Source organism: Aquitalea aquatica, from assembly GCF_013911085.1.
GTDB lineage: Bacteria > Pseudomonadota > Gammaproteobacteria > Burkholderiales > Chromobacteriaceae > Aquitalea > Aquitalea aquatica.
Window position 1 is genome coordinate 67,259 of the sequence record NZ_JACERN010000001.1, and the last position, 16,394, is coordinate 83,652.

A 16,394-nucleotide genomic window follows, 5' to 3' on the forward strand; every position below is an offset into this window, starting at 1 on the left:
ACCATGCTGAATTCCAAAATGCTCAAGCAGTTCAACAAGGCCTACGAAGATGATGCGCTGAAGGCAGCCGTGTACGGCGCCAGCCCGGTCGGCCTTGTTGTATTGCTCTACGAAGGTGCCATCAAGGCGATCAACCAGGCCGGCTATGCCATCGAGTCGCAGCGTTATGATGAAAAAGCCCGGCTGGTTTCCAAGACCATCGACATCATCGATGGCCTGCGTGAGTCGCTGGATTTGCAGCAGGGCAGCGAGGCAGCAGGCAACCTGAATGACCTCTACATCTACATGAAGCAGCGTTTGAGCATTGCCAACCTCAAGAATGATCTGGAAATTCTGGCCGAGGTACGTCGCCTGCTGGAAACCATCCTGCCTGCCTGGCAGGAGCTGAACCGTTCCGGCATGGCGACAGGCGCGGCCAGCAATGCCTATTGAGCCGTCCCTGACGAGGAGTTGCCATGAGCGCTGATTTCAATTCCCTGCAAATCGATGCCATGCTCGCCCTGTTGGCGGATGCCCTTGCTGCATGCGCGGCGCAGGATTTTGACTCAGTGACACGCCTGGCCGCTCAGCAGGAGAGCGAACTGGCCATCTTGATGCACCAATTGCAGCCCATCTCGACCACCATCCCGGAAGAGACCCGCGCAAAACTGCGGCAACTGGTGGAACAGCGCGAGCTGCTGCAGCAACAGATTGCCGACTGGATTGCCCAGATGCGCGACGAGATGCAAACCGTCAGCCAGAATAGTCGTCTGCTCAAGACATATTCTTTATAAAGGCTGGCTTGGGTTGTTGCCGGTTTCACCATACACTTAGAAAAAGTGCAGCGTGAGGTTCACATCATGTCCGGTTCGCTCTTTTTCTATATGGTTGGCTTGTCACTGCTGGGGCTGGCTGTCGCCTGCGGCTATCTGTATTGGCGCTTGCATCAGCTGGAGGGCCGGCGCGATAGCCTGACCGCAATGTATCTGGATCAGCAGCAGCAGCAGATCAGCGCCCTGCAGCGTGATCTGGCCCGGCTCATGGCCCGGCTGGAGCAACAGTCGCGCAGCGAGCCAGCCGTACTCAGCCCCTATAATCAGGCCATTGAAATGATCAAGCAGGGTATTCCCGCTTCCGAAGTCGCGATGCAATGCGGTATTTCGCGCAGCGAAGCCGAACTGATCATTTCGCTATACCGCAATAATTCCACCTCATGATTCCATCCCTGCCGCCCGCGATCACCACCGGCACCCTGGCGCCACAAACCGTTTCCTCCGTCCGCTTGTTGCTGGAGGGAGGGAGGGCGCTGCTGGATGCCAGTGTTCTGCCGGCCAAGTTGCCGCCACTGCTGCTGGGCGAGCAGGTGGATGCCCAGGTCGTCGACAGCAAGGACAACGGCCAGCAACTGTCGGTGCTGATCAAGAACAGCCTGTTTAACCTGATCGTGCCGCAAGGCATGACAGTCAGTGGCAATACCCTGTCGCTGAAAGTGGCGACCCTGTCCCCGACCCTCAGCTTTGCCCTGCAGGAGCAAAGCAAGGAGATGCCGCAAGATGGCTCGGTGGAAGTGCAATTGAGCCCGGCCTCCAAGTACCTTACCGGCATGTTGCAGACCAGCAAGCCTGGCTTGCCGGCGGCCGATCTCAGCCTGGATGCCGCCACGCAAACGCCAGCCAATCTGGCACAGAACCTGAAAAACAATGTCAGCCAAAGCGGCTTGTTTTATGAATCCCATCTCAAGGAATGGCTGGATGGCCGCCACAACCTGAGTCAGGTTCAGCAGGAGCCGCAGTCGCGCCTGCTCAGCAAGCTGAATGATGATCTGGCCAGTCATACCTCCAGCAATAATGCTGCCTCAGGCAGTGCGCTGAGCCCTCGGACGGTGGCACCAGAACTGGCCAACCTGGTACAGCGTCAGCTGGATATCGTGGAAAACCAGCAATTGCAGCTGAATGGCTATGCCTGGCCTGGCCAGCCCATGCAGTTGCAGATTCAGCAGGAAGAAACCCAGGAGCGCACCGGCAGCCTTGGGGCTGACGAGGCCGGTGTGTGGAGTACTTCCCTGTCGCTCAGCCTGCCGGCGCTAGGCGGTTTGTCTGCGCGGGTGCGCTTGGTGGGCCAGAGCGTGCAGGTATCCTTTGTGGCGGAAGAAGACGAGGCCGGTGGCCTGATTCAGCAACATGCAGCCCAGTTGCAAAGCGGCATGGAAGCCGCGGGGCTGACGCTGGCCAACCTGATGGTGAAACATGGCACAGTCTCCCAAGACTGAAGACGGCCGCAAGTCGGCAGTTGCCCTGGCCTACCGCGAAGGGCAACGCTCGCCTACCGTGGTGGCCAAGGGCTATGGCCAGTTGGCAGAGCGCATCATTGATCGGGCCAAAGATGCTGGTGTGTTCGTGCACGATTCGCCCGAGCTGGTGTCGCTACTGATGCAGGTCGATCTGGACCGCCATATTCCCGAAGAGCTTTATCGTGCCGTGGCTGAGATTCTGGCCTTTGTTTATTTTCTGGAAAACAAGGCGACCGGTGCTGATTTCGAATTCGAGTCCTGGCTGGCCGGGCGTCAAAATAAACAGCCATCCAGCTGAGGTCCCTGCGCCATCTACCTGTGGCGATCTGCTTAATTCCCCAATGCTTACCCTTCAAACCCGCGCTTTGCGGTAATCTTATGCTTTGCCTTCGCATACTGCTGGAGTGGATATGAAAGTCGGTTATATCGGGCTGGGCATCATGGGCCTGCCTTGCGTGTTGAACCTATTGAAAGCCGGACATGCGGTGACTGTCTGGTCGCGCCGCCACGATAGCGCTGCGGCGGCACTGGCTGCCGGTGCCAGCTGGGCGGATAGCCCAGCGCAACTGGCAGCTCAGGTGGAAGTGTTGATCAGCAATGTTTCCGACACCCGCGATGTGGAGCAGGTGCTCTTGGGCGAGCAGGGCGCTGTGCATGGTGCGGCCAAGGGCCTGGTGTGCGTGGACATGAGCACCATTTCTCCGATTGGCGCGCGAGACATCGCCGCCCGTCTGGCCGAAGCTGGGGTGGATTTTCTGGATTGCCCGGTATCTGGCGGCCAGGTGGGCGCGGTGAATGGCAGCCTTACCATCATGGTGGGCGGCAAGGCCGAGGCATTGGCCAAAGTACGCCCGGCGCTGGAGGCCATGGGCAAGACCATTACCCATATTGGTGACTCTGGTGCCGGCCAGGTGGCCAAGGCCTGCAATCAGATTGCTGTTGGCGTAGGCGTGGCTGCCGTGGCCGAAGTGATGAAGCTGGCCAAGGCCTGCGGCGTTGACCCGGCGCCGGTGCGGGAGGCCTTGCTGGGCGGTTTTGCCCAAAGCCGGGTACTGGATATCCATGGCCAGCGCATGATCGATGACAACTATGCGCCGGGTTTCAAAGCCCATTTGCATTTGAAGGACATGGGCATAGTGCTGGATACCGCTCGCCAGCTGGGAATCCGTCTACCGGAAGCTGAGCGCGTCGCCGGCCTGATCGGCCAGTTGGTCGAGCAAGGCGAGGGCGAACTGGACTCTGCCGCCATTGCCCGGCTGATCTGGCAACAGAATTAAGCCGATTGCAGGTTGGCCCGGCTGGGGACCACCTGGCTTGAGTAATACGGAACCCCGCACTAGCGGGGTTCTTGGCTGTTGTAGTGTGTCTTGCCGGGTATGGACGTGGGCAGCACTTTGCAGCTAACCGACGGATGGGGGATGCAGCTGCGCGGTCCGCCGTTTGCGGGCCTGTTGCATTTTCAATTGCCGCACGGCACGCCAGCTCAGTCCTGTTGCCGCTCAGCCAGCCACCTGGCGTGTGCCGCCAGGTCCACCGGACGATAGACCTCGCGCTGACTGGCTGGGTAGTGCTGCAGATCATTCTCATGCCGACCCCGGCTGGCCGGGCGCACTGGGCGTGGGCTGAAGCCTCCGCCACAGTTGGGACAGACTTGCTGCAGCAAGGCTACGCATTCTGCGCAGAAGGTGCATTCAAATGAACAGATGCGCGCATCGGATGCATCGGGCGCTAGCGGCGTACGGCAGTGTTCACAGTTCGGGCGCAGTTCCAACATGCTCAAGTCTCCTGATGGTGATGACATAGCCTAGCGACCGCCTGTGCTGCTGAACAGGTCAGCATCGGACATCATGCAGCCAAAACCGGACAGCTTTGTTGGCTGGTCAGTAGCGGCCTGGGTTTTGTGCTATTTCGTGGTAAGCAGCGCGACAGGCTGAGCAGCATGGCGATGGATATCGGCATCGTGTGGCGAAGTGGGCAGATCTGCACTTTCAGGCCAGCAATGCCTGGCGTACGACACGGCCACTGCAAGAAGCACTGTGGAGAGAGCATCGGCCCATGTCAGACAACATGGCGTGCTCTAGCCCGGTGTAACCTCCTTGTCCAATGAAGAATACAACTGAACGATATGCCGGTTTTGTCACTCTAACGCGGTGTGCGAAAGCCGGAGGCTGCCATGGATGCCATTGATATTCTGGGCCTGATGCAACACCACCCGCCGTCAGAGCCTGTCAGCCTGTCCGCCATTCCCTTGCTATTGGCACAGGCCATTGCCGACATTGCGGTGAAGTTGAGCGTGGAAGAGCTGGACAAGCTGGTCCGGGTCGGCGCGGCCCTGTATGCCCACGAACAAGATGTGTGCTTCAGCAGTGTCGCCGCCGATTTACTGGTGAAGAAGCTTAACGAGTCGACTTGAGTGGCTTGGCCTGGGGTTTCTCTGCTGGTTCTGGCAAGTATTGCACCAGCAGTGCCAGCTGGGTTCGGTAGCCGTTTTCCTGCAGCATGCCCAAGCGCTCATGCCAGGTCAGGCTGTCGCCGGCATGACGCATGCCGCCATTGCCGCTGAGCAGAATGGCGGCACTGCCGCTATTGCGCCTCACCTGCTGGGCAATGGCGCGCAGCAGGCGGAGATTCACATAGGGTTGGTCATAATCGCTGACACGCAGCATCCCCATGATCCGGTAACGGTGCGGTGGGTCGCCGGCGTCCCATATTTCCACCCCATCCACCAGCCGTTTACTTCCTCCCTCTCCATCAATCACCTTGTTGCCGTTACGATATTCGTAGGTGGTGTAGTCGGCCGTGGTGCAAGCAGCCAGGCAGAGGGCCAGTACACACAGTGTGGCCCAGCGGACGGGCCGTCTGATGGCTAGCGGGTGCGGCGCTAAGGCCGGTAATGGTTTCAACATCTAAAGACGGGTCCGGGGTGATGGTGGCGGCATGTGCAGATCCGTATGCCGGCCGGGCAGGGCCATCGCGGTGGGCTGGATGCGACTGACCTGCGGGTGTGGCACAACTGTTTTGTGCAGCATGTTAACGCTAGCGCGCCCGCCGAGGAGCGCCCGCAGTCCTGCTGGTGGGTAAAGAAATGCAAAACCGGCCAGGGTGGCTGGCGGCTGCTTGCTCGATGCGCAGCTCCATCATGCTGGCGGTCCATGACCGTCAACGGCATCGGCTGATGCAGTACCAGTTTGTCGTGCAAGGCGGTGGGCCGGCGGGCGCTTCAACATGCCGGTATTGATGCAGGGCAAGGTGATGGTTATCGTCGGTGGACGGTGCAAGATGCGCCCGTAATACTGGCAGCGTTCTCACACCTCCATTGATGTTGTTGATATCGCTCACCTTCTCCCTGGTGGGCGATTTTTCTTTTATGGCCAATATGCGCGGCCTCACTACGGCAGGTAGCCGATCACTATTCGGCCATTGCTGATGTGGTCATGTTGCAGGCTGCCGACCAGACCAGTGCGGTCCAGTGCGGTGTGTTGCACTGTGTCGCAGAGATGCGGGTGGACAATCCCTGCCATGCTCTTGATCTGGTGATTCAGGAGCAGCTCTTGCGCGGTCTGAAATGAAAAAAGCCCCGGCTGGCGGGGCTTGTGTTGGTTCGGTGCCACGGTGTGACACGGTATGAAAGTTTACTCAATATTCTGAATTTGTTCGCGCATTTGTTCGATCAGCACCTTCAGCTCGACCGAGGCCTGGGTGGTTTCGGTGGACACCGATTTGGAGCCCAGGGTGTTGGCTTCGCGATTCAGTTCCTGCATCAGGAAATCCAGGCGCTTGCCGGTCTGGCCACCGGTTTTAAGGATGCGTTTGACTTCGCTCAGGTGAGTGGTCAGGCGTGAGAGCTCTTCGTCCACGTCGATCTTCTGGGCGAACAGGGCAAATTCCTGCTTGATACGGTCATCCTCGACATTGCCCAGAGCTTCTTGCAGGCGGCCGGACAGTTTGTTCATATAGGCTTCCAGAATCAGCGGCAACTTGGGCTTGATGCCGGCGATGATGGTTTCCATCGAGGTGACGCGCTCTTGCAGGATGATCTTGAGCTTTTCACCCTCGCGGCCACGCGAGGCATTGAAGTCTTCCAGCGCGGTAGCCAGGCTTTGCAGGCAAAGCTGCTGCAGTACTTCCGGTGGCAGGGAGTTGCTTTTCAGGATGCCGGGCCAGCGCAGCAGTTCGCCAACGGACAGCCCCTTGGCTTGCGGTGCGCGCTGTTCGACCTGGGCGGCAACCAGCAGCAGGCTGTCCAGTGCCTGGGCGTTGAGCTCCAGCGTGGTGGTGTCGGTTTCCAGCTGGTTCAGGCCAACACGGCATTCAAGCTTGCCACGGGTCACGCGAGATGACACCATCTCACGCAGCTGCGGCTCGATGACGCGCAGCTCTTCTGGCAGGCGCATCTGAACATCGAGATAGCGGTGGTTGACGGCGCGGACTTCCAGGCTGAGCAAACCGCCGGGAAAGTCTCTGCTGATGGAGGCAAAGCCTGTCATACTTAGAATCATTATGGGTCCCCGATAGTGATGTCAGTAAAAACGATACCGGGCCCGAATTGCTGTTGTAGCTCAATTCCGGGCCAACGAACACTATAGCAACTGCCATGTCATGACTCAATCCAGCCAACTGACTGCCCTACCGGTAGGTTATCGCCTGGCGGAGTACACCATCGTTCGCCAGCTGTCTGTGGGCGGCTTCAGCGTCGTCTATCTGGCGCTGGACGATGCCGACCGCAAATACGCCATCAAGGAGTATTTGCCGCGCAATCTGGCCGAGCGCGATGAGGAGGGCATGGTGACGGTTCCACACGAGCTGGACCGCGATGCCTTCAATCTGGGTTTGAAGTGTTTTTTTGAAGAAGGCCGCATTCTGGCTGAAATCAGCCATAGCAATGTGGTGCACGTGAGCAATTTTTTCCGGGCCAACCAGACCGTGTATATGGTGATGGAGTATGCCGATGGCCGTTCGCTGGGGCGCGAGCTGGAGGTGAGCGGTGGCCGGATCGAAGAGCGACGCTTGCGCAAATGGTTTGCCGCCTTGCTGTCGGGCCTGCGCGAGGTGCATTTGCACCGCCTGCTGCATCTGGATATCAAGCCGGCCAATATCTATCTGCGCCGTGGCGGGCATCCGCTATTGCTGGATTTTGGTGCTGCGCGCCAGACGCTGTCGCGGCGCGACAAGCATTTCGCCTCGATGTACACGCCCGGCTTTGCCGCACCCGAACAATACGAAAAAGACCAGCCGCTGGGGCCGTGGACCGATATCTACGCCATTGGCGCCTGCCTGTATGTCTGCATGGGCGGCCATACCCCGCAAATTGCCGAGCAACGGCGCGAAGCTGACAAGCTGGTGCCGGCAAGCAAGTTGTTCCGCCATTATTATTCCAGAGAGTTGCTTGAGTTGACGGATCAATGTCTGAACCTGGCTCCTGATGAGCGTCCACCCAGCGTGATGGCGATTCAAAAACGCCTGCTGGATGCCGATTACAGTGACCCTGAGCCCATGCCCGAATCTGCCCAGGCCGCCAAGCGGCTGGTGGGCTGGATCAAAGGGCTGGCCGGCGGCCGTTCTTCCTGAGGAGTTGTCGATGAAACTATCCATTTTTCAGGAAAGCCGTATCGGCGGTCGTAGCTACAACCAGGACCGTCTGGTGATTGCCCATTCGCGTGAGGCGGTGATGCTGGTGGTGGCCGACGGCATGGGTGGGCATTTGCAAGGCGAGGTGGCGGCGCAGATCACCATCGACCTGATGAGCGAACTGTTTTACCAGCAAGCTACCCCCACGCTGTCGCATCCCAACCGTTTTCTGGTCAATGCCATCAGTTCGACGCATCAGGCCATTCTGGACTATGCGGCAGACCAGCGTCTGCCGGAGATTCCCAGTACCACTGTCGTGGCAGCCATCATTCAGCAGGGCATGTTGTACTGGTGCCATGTGGGTGATTCGCGGCTTTATCTGCTGGATAACAAGCAGGGCATGCGTTTGCGCTCGCGCGACCATTCCCAGGTGCAGCGGCTGATCGACCAGGGCAAGCTGACCGAAGAGGGCGCGCGTACCCACCCGGAGCGCAACAAGATCTACAACTGCCTGGGCGCTACCAGTGATCCGGATATCGACATCGGCGAGAAGCAGTTTCTGCAAGCTGGTGCGTCCATCGTGCTGTGCTCGGATGGGCTGTGGTCGCAGATCAGTGATAGCGAGATGGAGAAGGTATTCATCGGCCGAGCAGTCGGGCAGGTGATGCCGGCGCTGATGAATGTGGCCGAGCGCCGAGCTGGTAGTGCCGGTGACAATCTGTCCGCGGTGGCGGTCACCCTGTTGGATGATAGTGCTGATATCGCCGGCAAGGCCGATGCATTGGATACGCTGCTAACGCCACCACGCCATGCCGGGCGGGTGATTCTGGACCCGAATCTGGAACTGATGCACAAGGAAATCCTGGCCAGCCGTGTGGCTGCGCCTTCCGGCAAGCAAAGCTGAGGCCTGCGCTGCTGGCATGTTCAACCCGGCGCTGCCTCGTAGGCAGCGCTATTGTTTTCAGGCCGGTGGTGGCCGTAGACCGGTTGCCACCTGATGCCGTTTTAAATTGGAAAGTACGATGCGACCCTCACAACGCAATACCGATGCCCTGCGCGAAATCCGCCTGACCCGTCATTACACCAAGCATGCCGAAGGTTCGGTGCTGGTGGAGTTTGGTGATACCAAAGTCATCTGCACCGCCAGTGTGGATGAGTCTGTGCCGGGCTTCCTCAAGGGCAAGGGCAAGGGCTGGGTGACCGCCGAATACGGCATGCTGCCACGCTCGACCGGCAGCCGCATGCGCCGCGAATCCGCTGCCGGCAAGCAAAGTGGCCGCACCCAGGAAATCCAGCGCCTGATCGGCCGTTCGCTGCGGGCGGTGGTGGATATGGAAAAACTGGGTGAACGGCAGATCCAGATCGATTGCGACGTCATCCAGGCGGATGGCGGCACCCGCACTGCCAGCATTACCGGCGCGTTTGTCGCTCTGCACGATGCCATCAGCGGCCTGATTGCCCAAGGCAAGCTGAGTGAAAGCCCCTTGCGCGATTTTGTTGCCGCCATCTCGGTGGGGATTCACCAGGGTGAAGTTGTGCTGGATCTGGACTACCTGGAGGATTCCGACTGCGAAACCGACATGAATGTAGTGATGACTGGCAACGGCCGTTTTGTCGAAGTGCAGGGTACGGCCGAGGGCGAGCCGTTTTCGGAAGAGGAAATGGCCAGCATGATGCGCCTGGCCAAGCAAGGTATTGCCGAGCTGATTACCTTGCAGAAACAGGCATTGGGCGTGTAAACCAGCCACTGCATCAGCGGTGATGAAGCGAAAGGGGCCTGTTTGGCCCCTTTGTCATTTCTTGCGCTTGCCCTGCTCGATGAATTGTTGCAACTGCTGATAGAACAAGGGGCTGGCGAGCGCCATATTGTCTTCCTTGCGGCGGCGTGCCGGGCTGGGGGCCGAACTCTGAATGCCCACCAGTGTCATGCGGCCGTTGATGCGCGCCAACATGGGCGAGCCACTATTGCCCTCCAGCGTGTCACAGCGGTGGGTCAGCCGGCCGTCCGGCAGCAGGCCGGTGGCCTGGCAGTTGCTGTGCACCAGCAGATGGCTCAGATCATCCAGCGGGTAGCCACCATTGGTGACTTTCCAGTTGGCTGCCTGCAGTTGTTGCTTCAGTGCGGCAGTGTCGCCGGCAAATACTGGTATTACGCCACGGCTGCGTCCCAGTGGCTGGCTTAGGCGGACAAAGGCAAAGTCGCGATTGGCGATTTTTTTCGGGATATAGGTGCCGTCGGGGCGGTGTTCCAGCCCGGCCAGGAAGCCCTTGTCGACCTGCACCTCGCTGATGCCGCTTTGCTCGGCATACTCGCTGCCGGATAGCCCCACGGTAAAGCTGATGGCCGGATCGAAACGGCCACGCTTGTTGATGAAGCAATGCCCTGCGGTGACGACTACATCCTCGGCCACCAGGGTAGCGGTACACACCAGATGGCTGCGGGTTTCCAGCTGGCCCACTGGCTGCCATTGGGTGCTGTCGGGGTCGGTCTTGACGCGTTCATCCTTGCCAAAAAACAGGATCAGCTGTTCGGCCGTGGGTTTGGCCTGGGCCGGCAGCGGCAACAGGCAGAGAGACAGGCAAAGCAGGAGGATGCGCAGCATGGGATGGGCTTTCAAATGCAAACGGGGCGCCGAAGCGCCCCGAAAGTATGGCTACAGCCAACCGTAGTCAGCTGTTGATTCCATGCCGATTACTTGGCAGCGGAAGCGGCCTTCTTGGCTTTGGCTTTCTTGGCCGGAGCGGAAGCGTCAGCAGCTTGAGCTTTCTGAGCGGAAGCGTCTACTTTCTTGGCAGCGTGCTTTTTAGCGTGGTGCTTTTTGGCAGCGTGCTTTTTGGCCGGAGCGGAAGCGTCAGCAGCTTGAGCTTTTTGAGCGGAAGCGTCTACTTTCTTGGCAGCGTGCTTTTTAGCGTGCTTTTTGTGAGCTTTTTTGGCCGGAGCGGAAGCGTCAGCAGCTTGGGCTTTTTGAGCGGAAGCGTCTTTTTTAGCTACTTTCTTAGCCTTGGCTTTCTTGGCCGGGGCGGAAGCGTCAGCAGCTTGAGCTTTCTGAGCGGAAGCGTCTACTTTCTTGGCAGCGTGCTTTTTAGCGTGGTGCTTTTTAGCGTGCTTTTTGGCCGGAGCGGAAGCGTCAGCAGCTTGGGCTTTCTGAGCGGAAGCGTCTTTCTTGGCTACTTTTTTAGCCTTGGCTTTTTTGGCCGGAGCGGAAGCGTCAGCAGCTTGAGCTTTCTGAGCGGAAGCATCTTTCTTGGCTACTTTTTTGGCTTTCTTGGCCGGAGCGGAGGCTTCAGCAGCTTGAGCTTTCTGAGCGGAAGCGTCTTTCTTGGCTACTTTTTTAGCTTTCTTGGCCGGAGCGGAAGCTTCTGCGGCTTGAGCCTTCTGAGCGGAAGCGTCTTTCTTTACTTTCTTCTCAGCCTTCTTGGCCTTGTGGATAGCTACCGGAGCGGAAGTGTCAGCAGCGAAGGAAGCAGTGGAGGTCAGGCCGAAGGCGGCGGTCAGAGCGAGCAGAGCCAGCTTTTTCATTTTTGTAAAACTCCTAAGTTCATCTTGAAAATCAAGTTTGAAGGCGGACAGATAGTCCTATTCAGGGGGGCATCCTAACGGTGCTGCAGAGCAGCGTCTACCCGTGCGATGTTTCCCAATGTAACCAAATGTACATTCTCATGTTGGCCAACGAATAATGAAGCGCGCCCCACCCAGTGGCGACTTCTCTACCAGCACTTCTCCGTGATGCAGGCGGGCGATGCCAGCGACAATCGCCAGGCCCAGACCATGGCCACCAGTCTTGCGGCCACGGCTTTCATCCAGCCGGATAAAGGGGTCGAACACGCGGGCGCGATCCGACTCCGGAATGCCGGGGCCATCGTCATCCACCATGATGATGCAATTGCGGTTTTCCACACAGACCGTGGTCTGGATGGTGCTGTCGGCATAGCGGCGGGCATTGGACAGAAAATTGTCGAGTGCCCGGGTGATCAGATATTGGTCGGCCAGAAAAGTCAGCTCCTGGCCGGATGGCTCTATCCAGTTGAGGCCCGGTGCCAGCGTGGCCTGTTCGTGGATGCGCTCTTTAGCCCAGGCAATGGCATTGAACTGGTTCAGTTGCAGTGGGGCTTCCGGCCGGTCGAGCTTGGCATGGAACAACAGCTCTTCCACCAGCGAGTCGATGGCGTCCAGGTCTTTTTCAATGGCTTTCTTGGCCGGTGAATCGTCCTCGCCTTCCAGCAGGGCCAGCCGGTAGCGCAGCCGCGCCAGCGGGGTGCGCAGTTCGTGCGCCACTGCATTAGTCAGTGCCTTTTTGCTGGCCAGCAGGGCGGCGATGCTGTCTGCCATATGGTTGAAGGCAGCGGCCACCTGACGCACACCGGAGCGGCTGGGTAGATGGACCCGTGCGGAGAAATCGCCACCAGCCAGTTTGCCAGCGGTTTTTTCCAGGGTAACCAGATCCTTCCAGTGCGGCTGCATCCACAGGAATACCGGTATTGCCAGTGACAGGCCCAGCAGTGCCAGCAAGGCGTAATCCACCGATTTGAGCTGATGCAGGAAGAACAGGTAGCGCAGCGGTCCGGCCACCAGCAGGTAGTTGCTGTCTTCAATTTTCTGCAGGAACAGGTATTTGTCTTCCAGCATCACGATCTCGCCGCGATTGAGCGCTTCTTCCGATTCCTCATCCAGCAGGTAGTTGCTTTGTTTTTCTACCGTAACCTTGAAGGTGAAGTCGTGATTGGAGCTTTGCAGGGTTTCGGTCCAGCGATCCTCGGGTACCCCGTGCAGATCGGCCTCGATCAGCGATAGCGTGGTGCGCAGCAGGTCCGACAGGTAGCGTTCGCCAACATCGTCCACTGCCTGTTTGTAAACTGCTCCCACCATGACCACCGCCACCATGAAGCAGGTAACCAGCAGCAGGTAAAACTGGATAAACAGACGCCGCATGCTTATTCCCAGCCGGACAGCGAGAACAGATAGCCGCGGTTGCGTACTGTCTTGATGCGGAAGGGTTCGGTTGGGTTGTCGCCCAGTTTTTTGCGCAGGCGCGAGATGGCTACGTCGATGCTGCGATCCAGCCCGTCATAGCTGACCCCGCGCATTTCCTTGAGCAGGATGTCGCGGTTGAGCGTTTCGCCGGCATGGCTGGCCAGCAGCCACAGCAAGTCGAAGTCCGAGGTGGACAGGGCTACTTTCTCCCGCTCCAGGATCACGTCACGGCTGACCGGGTCGATGGAGAGCTGGCCGAATACCAGCTTGCGCTGGGTCTTGAGTGGCTGGCTTTCCGCTGCCGGCTGTGCCGGGCGCATATTGCGCAATTGTGAGCGCAGGCGCGCCACCAGCACCGACGGTGGGGTGGTTTTGAGGATGTAGTCGTTGGCCCCCAGTTCCAGCCCCAGAATCTGGTTCATGTCGCTGTCCAGCGAGGTGAGCATGATGATGGGGCCATCAAAGTTGGGTCGTAATTCGCGACAGATGGACAGGCCGTCCTTGCCTGGCAGCATGATGTCCAGCAGCACCATGTCAGGGGCCTCACGTTCGATGGTGGCCAGCGCAGTATCGCCACGCGGTTCGATTACCACGTCCATCTCGTGGCGGGACAGAAAGTCGCTGATCAGTTCGGCCAGGTCGGGGTCGTCTTCCACAAACACGATACGGTAAGTCATGCCATGCAATCCATCGGGTTGATTCAATACCGAAGGAGTATGGCGCTTGGCGACGGCAGACTCAACCTTGCCGCATGCATGGCCGGCCGGCGCATTCGCTCATTGATTGAGAATAACCATAATAAAACTGAGATTTTTCTTGCTACTATCAATTAGGTCCATGCTTTTTGCATGTGAATGATAATTAGTAAAAATAATGCAATGGGAGAGTCAGGATGTTCTTCAAGCGTAACAAGACGACAAACGCCACGCGGTCCAGCCATAGCGCGCTTGACCCCATCCAGCTTGTCCGCACACGTAGCAGTACCATGGATAATGATTTGCGTGCTACCAGCCGCAGTGATATCCGGCTGGTGCTGGGTTTTATCAATCCGGCAGCCAATCTGGACCAGGTGGCCCGCAGTGCTGCTGCTGCGTTTCCCGGTGCCAAGGTGGTACTGACTACTACGGCGGGTGAGCTGTGCTCGGCTAAGGCGGGCGATGCGCTGTACCTGCCGGCCAATCCTGGCTGGGACAGCATGGTATTCCAGCTGTTCGATCAGCAACTGCTGGCTGACGTGCATGTGGCCAGCGTGCCGTTGGCCTGCGAAGATATCAAGTCCGGTCAGCCCAAGCTGCCGCATGATGAGCGGGTGCGCCGCCTGGTGGACAATCTGTCGCGGGTGCAGCCGTCTTTTTCCATGAATTATCAGGAAGGCTTTGTCCTGACGCTGGTGGATGGCTTGTCTAATAGTGAAAGCTATCTGATGGAAGCCATTTACGAGTCCGACCGCTTTCCCTACCTGTTTATCGGCGGCTCCGCTGGCGGCCCGCTGGATTTCAGCATGACCCGCCTGCATGATGGCCAGAGCGCACGTGATGGCCATGCCGTGCTGGTGTTCATCAAGCTGGCACCAGCCTATCGCTATGGTGTGTTCAAGTCGCAGAACTTTCAGGAAACCGGTACCGCCTTTACCATTGCCAAGGCCAGTTCCGAGCTGCGCCGGGTTGAATCGGTGTTCGACCGTGATGGCAAGGTATGTAATGTAGTGGATGTGCTGGCTCGCCATTTCTCGTGCCGGCCAGCCGAGGTGGCTGAGCGGCTGGGCAAATTCAGCTTCGGCATCAAGCTGAAAAACGAGATGTTTGTCCGCTCCGTGCTGGGGGTGGATGCGGAGCAGGGTGTGTTGCAATTCGCCTGTGACTTGTCGTTTGGCGAAGAGCTGCACTTGCTGAAGCAAGAGGGCTTGGTTGAGCGCACGCAAAGTGACTTTTCCCGTTTCAGCCAGGGCAAGCCGGCCGCTATTGGTGGTTTGCTCAACGACTGTATCCTGCGCCGTCTCAATAACGGCGGAGCGCTGGCCACCAGCAATGTGTATGGCAATATCCCGGTCGCCGGTTTTTCCTCGTTCGGCGAACTGCTGGGGGTCAATATCAACCAGACCCAGACCGCAGTGTTCTTCTATCAGGCGGTGGAAAACTTCCAGGATGATTTTGTGCAGCGCTTCCCGGTGCACTATGCCAACTTCAAGAATTACTTCTACAGCCGTGAAGTATCACGTGCTCGCTGGATTGACCGCATGAAAACCCAGGTCATCCACGAGCTGCAGGGCTACAAGAGTTTTGCCAGCCAGTTGATGGAAAGCTTGCCGCTGTTCCGTCAGGCATCCGCCGAGCTGGTGACGCACTTGATCTCCATTCAGCAGGAAATCGCCCATTTTTCGGCCAGCGTGGAGCAGGGTAACAAGACATCCAGCAATGTCAGCCAGCGTATCGTCGAACTGGAAAAAGATGCGCGCCAGATTGGCGACGTCATGCTGATGATCAAGAAGATTGCCGAGCAGACCAATTTGCTGGCACTGAACGCGGCCATCGAGGCGGCGCGGGCCGGTGAGGCTGGCCGTGGCTTTGCGGTGGTGGCCGACGAAGTACGCAAGCTGGCCAACAACACCCAGTCGAATCTCGATGCTACCGGCGGTGCGGTAGAGCACGTGATGAGTGGGGTACAGCAGGTGGGCGTGGACATGCGCGAGATGAATGCGCATGTCGGTAGCTTTGCTCAGGAAATGCAGCAGGTGATGGACTTGCTGGCCAAGCTGGCGGCGTCCTCGGGCAGCAGCCAGCAGCAGCTGGACCAGATGGTGGACAGTACTGGCGAATTGTACGAACGCATGCGCAAGGTGGATCAGGATCTGGAGGCCATCCTGGCGCTCGAGCGCTGATTGCCGGTTGGCAATCGGCCTAATCAGGGGCATTGCTTACTGGCCGGGCCTCCAAGGCAGCTTGCCCGCTGATTGTTATCCCACGCTACACAAAACCGCCGTCTTGCTTGCAAGCGGCGGTTTTTTCATGTCTGGCGCTGGTGTCGGGCGTTTCAAGCCGGGGTGCAGGATATTTTTTGTAACTAATTGCAACAATCCGCATGCTGCATTGCACAGCCCATGCGAGAGGCGTAAATCCTTGCTGCGCCTATCATGAGAACACTATTTTGATATTGACGTAAATCAAGCCTGCACCATTTTGATGCAGTTTTCCGGGCGGTGGTCGACAGTGACGGCTTGCTCTGGGGAATGAAACTGATTTGTAATAGCGCGCCCGTCACTGTGACAAATTGTCGCAGCCTTGTCAGCCCCCGCTTGTGCGCGGCGACATGCCGACGCGGCAGGCCAGATCACCTGGCAGTACAGCGTTCACCTTTTCCGTTTGGCGGCGGTCTGCACAGGCGCAGATTGTCGAGCAGGAACAGCACGGTCATCGCGTCATGGCTGGTGTTGGCGGGAGGGCTCAGCAAATAGGGATGGAATGATATTCATTACGGGTAGAGTGGCAAGGTCGTGCGCTCTGCCCGCCGGGTCGGCCCTGTTGCCGGCTGCTGCATCACTGACAGTGCCAGGCCGCGCACTGTCACCCGCGCCAAGGCGCGAGCAAC

The 16,394-nt window shown here is 58.4% G+C and carries 19 protein-coding genes and 1 pseudogene; 13 read left to right on the forward strand and 7 right to left on the reverse strand.

What is annotated here, in order from left to right:
- The first annotated feature begins 3 nt into the window (after nt 1–3).
- The 6 genes from fliS (at nt 4) to H2Z84_RS00320 (ending at nt 3,546) form a co-directional block, all read left to right on the forward strand.
- Nucleotides 4–432, forward strand: coding sequence for a flagellar export chaperone FliS (gene fliS / locus H2Z84_RS00295; RefSeq protein WP_181834199.1), 429 nt, complete (start codon nt 4–6; stop codon nt 430–432).
- A gap of 23 nt (nt 433–455) precedes the next feature.
- On the forward strand, nt 456–773 hold the full coding sequence (gene fliT, locus H2Z84_RS00300) for a flagellar protein FliT (RefSeq protein ID WP_181834200.1): 318 nt from the start codon (nt 456–458) through the stop codon (nt 771–773).
- 66 nt (nt 774–839) lie between these two features.
- Nucleotides 840–1,196 (forward strand): DUF2802 domain-containing protein, encoded by a 357-nt coding sequence (locus H2Z84_RS00305; RefSeq protein WP_181834201.1) that lies wholly within the window; start codon nt 840–842, stop codon nt 1,194–1,196.
- Entirely contained in the window at nt 1,193–2,248 is a 1,056-nt protein-coding gene (gene fliK / locus H2Z84_RS00310; protein ID WP_181834202.1) for a flagellar hook-length control protein FliK, read from the forward strand. The genes H2Z84_RS00305 and fliK overlap by 4 nt, the downstream gene beginning before the upstream one ends.
- A complete protein-coding gene (locus H2Z84_RS00315) occupies nt 2,226–2,567 on the forward strand; it encodes an EscU/YscU/HrcU family type III secretion system export apparatus switch protein (RefSeq protein ID WP_103522768.1) in 342 nt (113 codons plus the stop codon). The genes fliK and H2Z84_RS00315 overlap by 23 nt, the downstream gene beginning before the upstream one ends.
- A 112-nt stretch (nt 2,568–2,679) precedes the next feature.
- Nucleotides 2,680–3,546, forward strand: a complete 867-nt coding sequence (locus H2Z84_RS00320; protein WP_181834203.1) for an NAD(P)-dependent oxidoreductase — start codon at nt 2,680–2,682, stop codon at nt 3,544–3,546.
- A gap of 206 nt (nt 3,547–3,752) precedes the next feature.
- Here H2Z84_RS00320 and H2Z84_RS00325 read toward each other — a convergent pair whose 3' ends face one another.
- A complete protein-coding gene (locus H2Z84_RS00325) occupies nt 3,753–4,043 on the reverse strand; it encodes a DUF1272 domain-containing protein (protein ID WP_181834204.1) in 291 nt (96 codons plus the stop codon).
- Between the two features lie 399 nt (nt 4,044–4,442).
- Between H2Z84_RS00325 and H2Z84_RS00330 the strand changes: the two genes are divergently transcribed.
- Complete coding sequence (locus H2Z84_RS00330; protein WP_181834205.1) at nt 4,443–4,682, forward strand: hypothetical protein; 240 nt, start codon at nt 4,443–4,445, stop codon at nt 4,680–4,682.
- Here the strand turns inward: H2Z84_RS00330 and H2Z84_RS00335 are convergent.
- A complete protein-coding gene (locus tag H2Z84_RS00335; RefSeq protein WP_181834206.1) occupies nt 4,666–5,175 on the reverse strand; it encodes a hypothetical protein in 510 nt (169 codons plus the stop codon). The two genes, H2Z84_RS00330 and H2Z84_RS00335, sit on opposite strands and share 17 nt — an antisense overlap.
- A gap of 528 nt (nt 5,176–5,703) precedes the next feature.
- Here H2Z84_RS00335 and H2Z84_RS21170 point away from each other — a divergent pair.
- The gene (locus H2Z84_RS21170) at nt 5,704–5,838 is read left to right on the forward strand and encodes a hypothetical protein (protein ID WP_258869242.1); all 135 of its coding nucleotides are present in this window, start codon (nt 5,704–5,706) and stop codon (nt 5,836–5,838) included.
- Nucleotides 5,839–5,901: 63 nt separating this feature from the next.
- Here H2Z84_RS21170 and H2Z84_RS00340 read toward each other — a convergent pair whose 3' ends face one another.
- The gene (locus tag H2Z84_RS00340) at nt 5,902–6,768 is read right to left on the reverse strand and encodes a YicC/YloC family endoribonuclease (protein WP_181834207.1); all 867 of its coding nucleotides are present in this window, start codon (nt 6,766–6,768) and stop codon (nt 5,902–5,904) included.
- A gap of 100 nt (nt 6,769–6,868) precedes the next feature.
- On the opposite strand from H2Z84_RS00340, the gene H2Z84_RS00345 reads away from it, so the two are divergent.
- The 3 genes from H2Z84_RS00345 to rph all read left to right on the forward strand — a co-directional run bounded on the left by H2Z84_RS00345 (nt 6,869) and on the right by rph (nt 9,576).
- Nucleotides 6,869–7,837, forward strand: coding sequence for a serine/threonine-protein kinase (locus tag H2Z84_RS00345; RefSeq protein WP_181834208.1), 969 nt, complete (start codon nt 6,869–6,871; stop codon nt 7,835–7,837).
- Nucleotides 7,838–7,847: 10 nt separating this feature from the next.
- Nucleotides 7,848–8,741 carry a PP2C family protein-serine/threonine phosphatase gene (locus H2Z84_RS00350; RefSeq protein ID WP_181834209.1) on the forward strand — a complete coding sequence of 298 codons (894 nt, stop codon included), beginning with the start codon at nt 7,848–7,850 and terminating at the stop codon, nt 8,739–8,741.
- Nucleotides 8,742–8,859: 118 nt separating this feature from the next.
- Nucleotides 8,860–9,576: a ribonuclease PH gene (rph, locus tag H2Z84_RS00355; protein WP_124644376.1), complete on the forward strand. Its 717-nt coding sequence runs from the start codon at nt 8,860–8,862 to the stop codon at nt 9,574–9,576.
- Nucleotides 9,577–9,630: 54 nt separating this feature from the next.
- Here the strand turns inward: rph and H2Z84_RS00360 are convergent, their stop codons facing one another.
- The 4 genes from H2Z84_RS00360 to rstA form a co-directional block, all read right to left on the reverse strand.
- Nucleotides 9,631–10,440: a trypsin-like serine peptidase gene (locus H2Z84_RS00360; protein ID WP_181834210.1), complete on the reverse strand. Its 810-nt coding sequence runs from the start codon at nt 10,438–10,440 to the stop codon at nt 9,631–9,633.
- Between the two features lie 89 nt (nt 10,441–10,529).
- Nucleotides 10,530–11,357 (reverse strand): hypothetical protein, encoded by an 828-nt coding sequence (locus H2Z84_RS00365; protein ID WP_220272639.1) that lies wholly within the window; start codon nt 11,355–11,357, stop codon nt 10,530–10,532.
- 138 nt (nt 11,358–11,495) lie between these two features.
- Entirely contained in the window at nt 11,496–12,767 is a 1,272-nt protein-coding gene (gene rstB / locus H2Z84_RS00370; protein WP_181834211.1) for a two-component system sensor histidine kinase RstB, read from the reverse strand.
- A 2-nt stretch (nt 12,768–12,769) separates the two neighbouring features.
- On the reverse strand, nt 12,770–13,486 hold the full coding sequence (gene rstA, locus H2Z84_RS00375; protein ID WP_181834212.1) for a two-component system response regulator RstA: 717 nt from the start codon (nt 13,484–13,486) through the stop codon (nt 12,770–12,772).
- Between the two features lie 308 nt (nt 13,487–13,794).
- On the opposite strand from rstA, the pseudogene H2Z84_RS21560 reads away from it, so the two are divergent.
- Nucleotides 13,795–14,874, forward strand: a pseudogene (locus H2Z84_RS21560) (FIST signal transduction protein); the annotation flags it as partial.
- Between the two features lie 12 nt (nt 14,875–14,886).
- A complete protein-coding gene (locus H2Z84_RS21565) occupies nt 14,887–15,687 on the forward strand; it encodes a methyl-accepting chemotaxis protein (RefSeq protein ID WP_439823295.1) in 801 nt (266 codons plus the stop codon).
- The last annotated feature ends 707 nt before the right edge of the window (nt 15,688–16,394 follow it).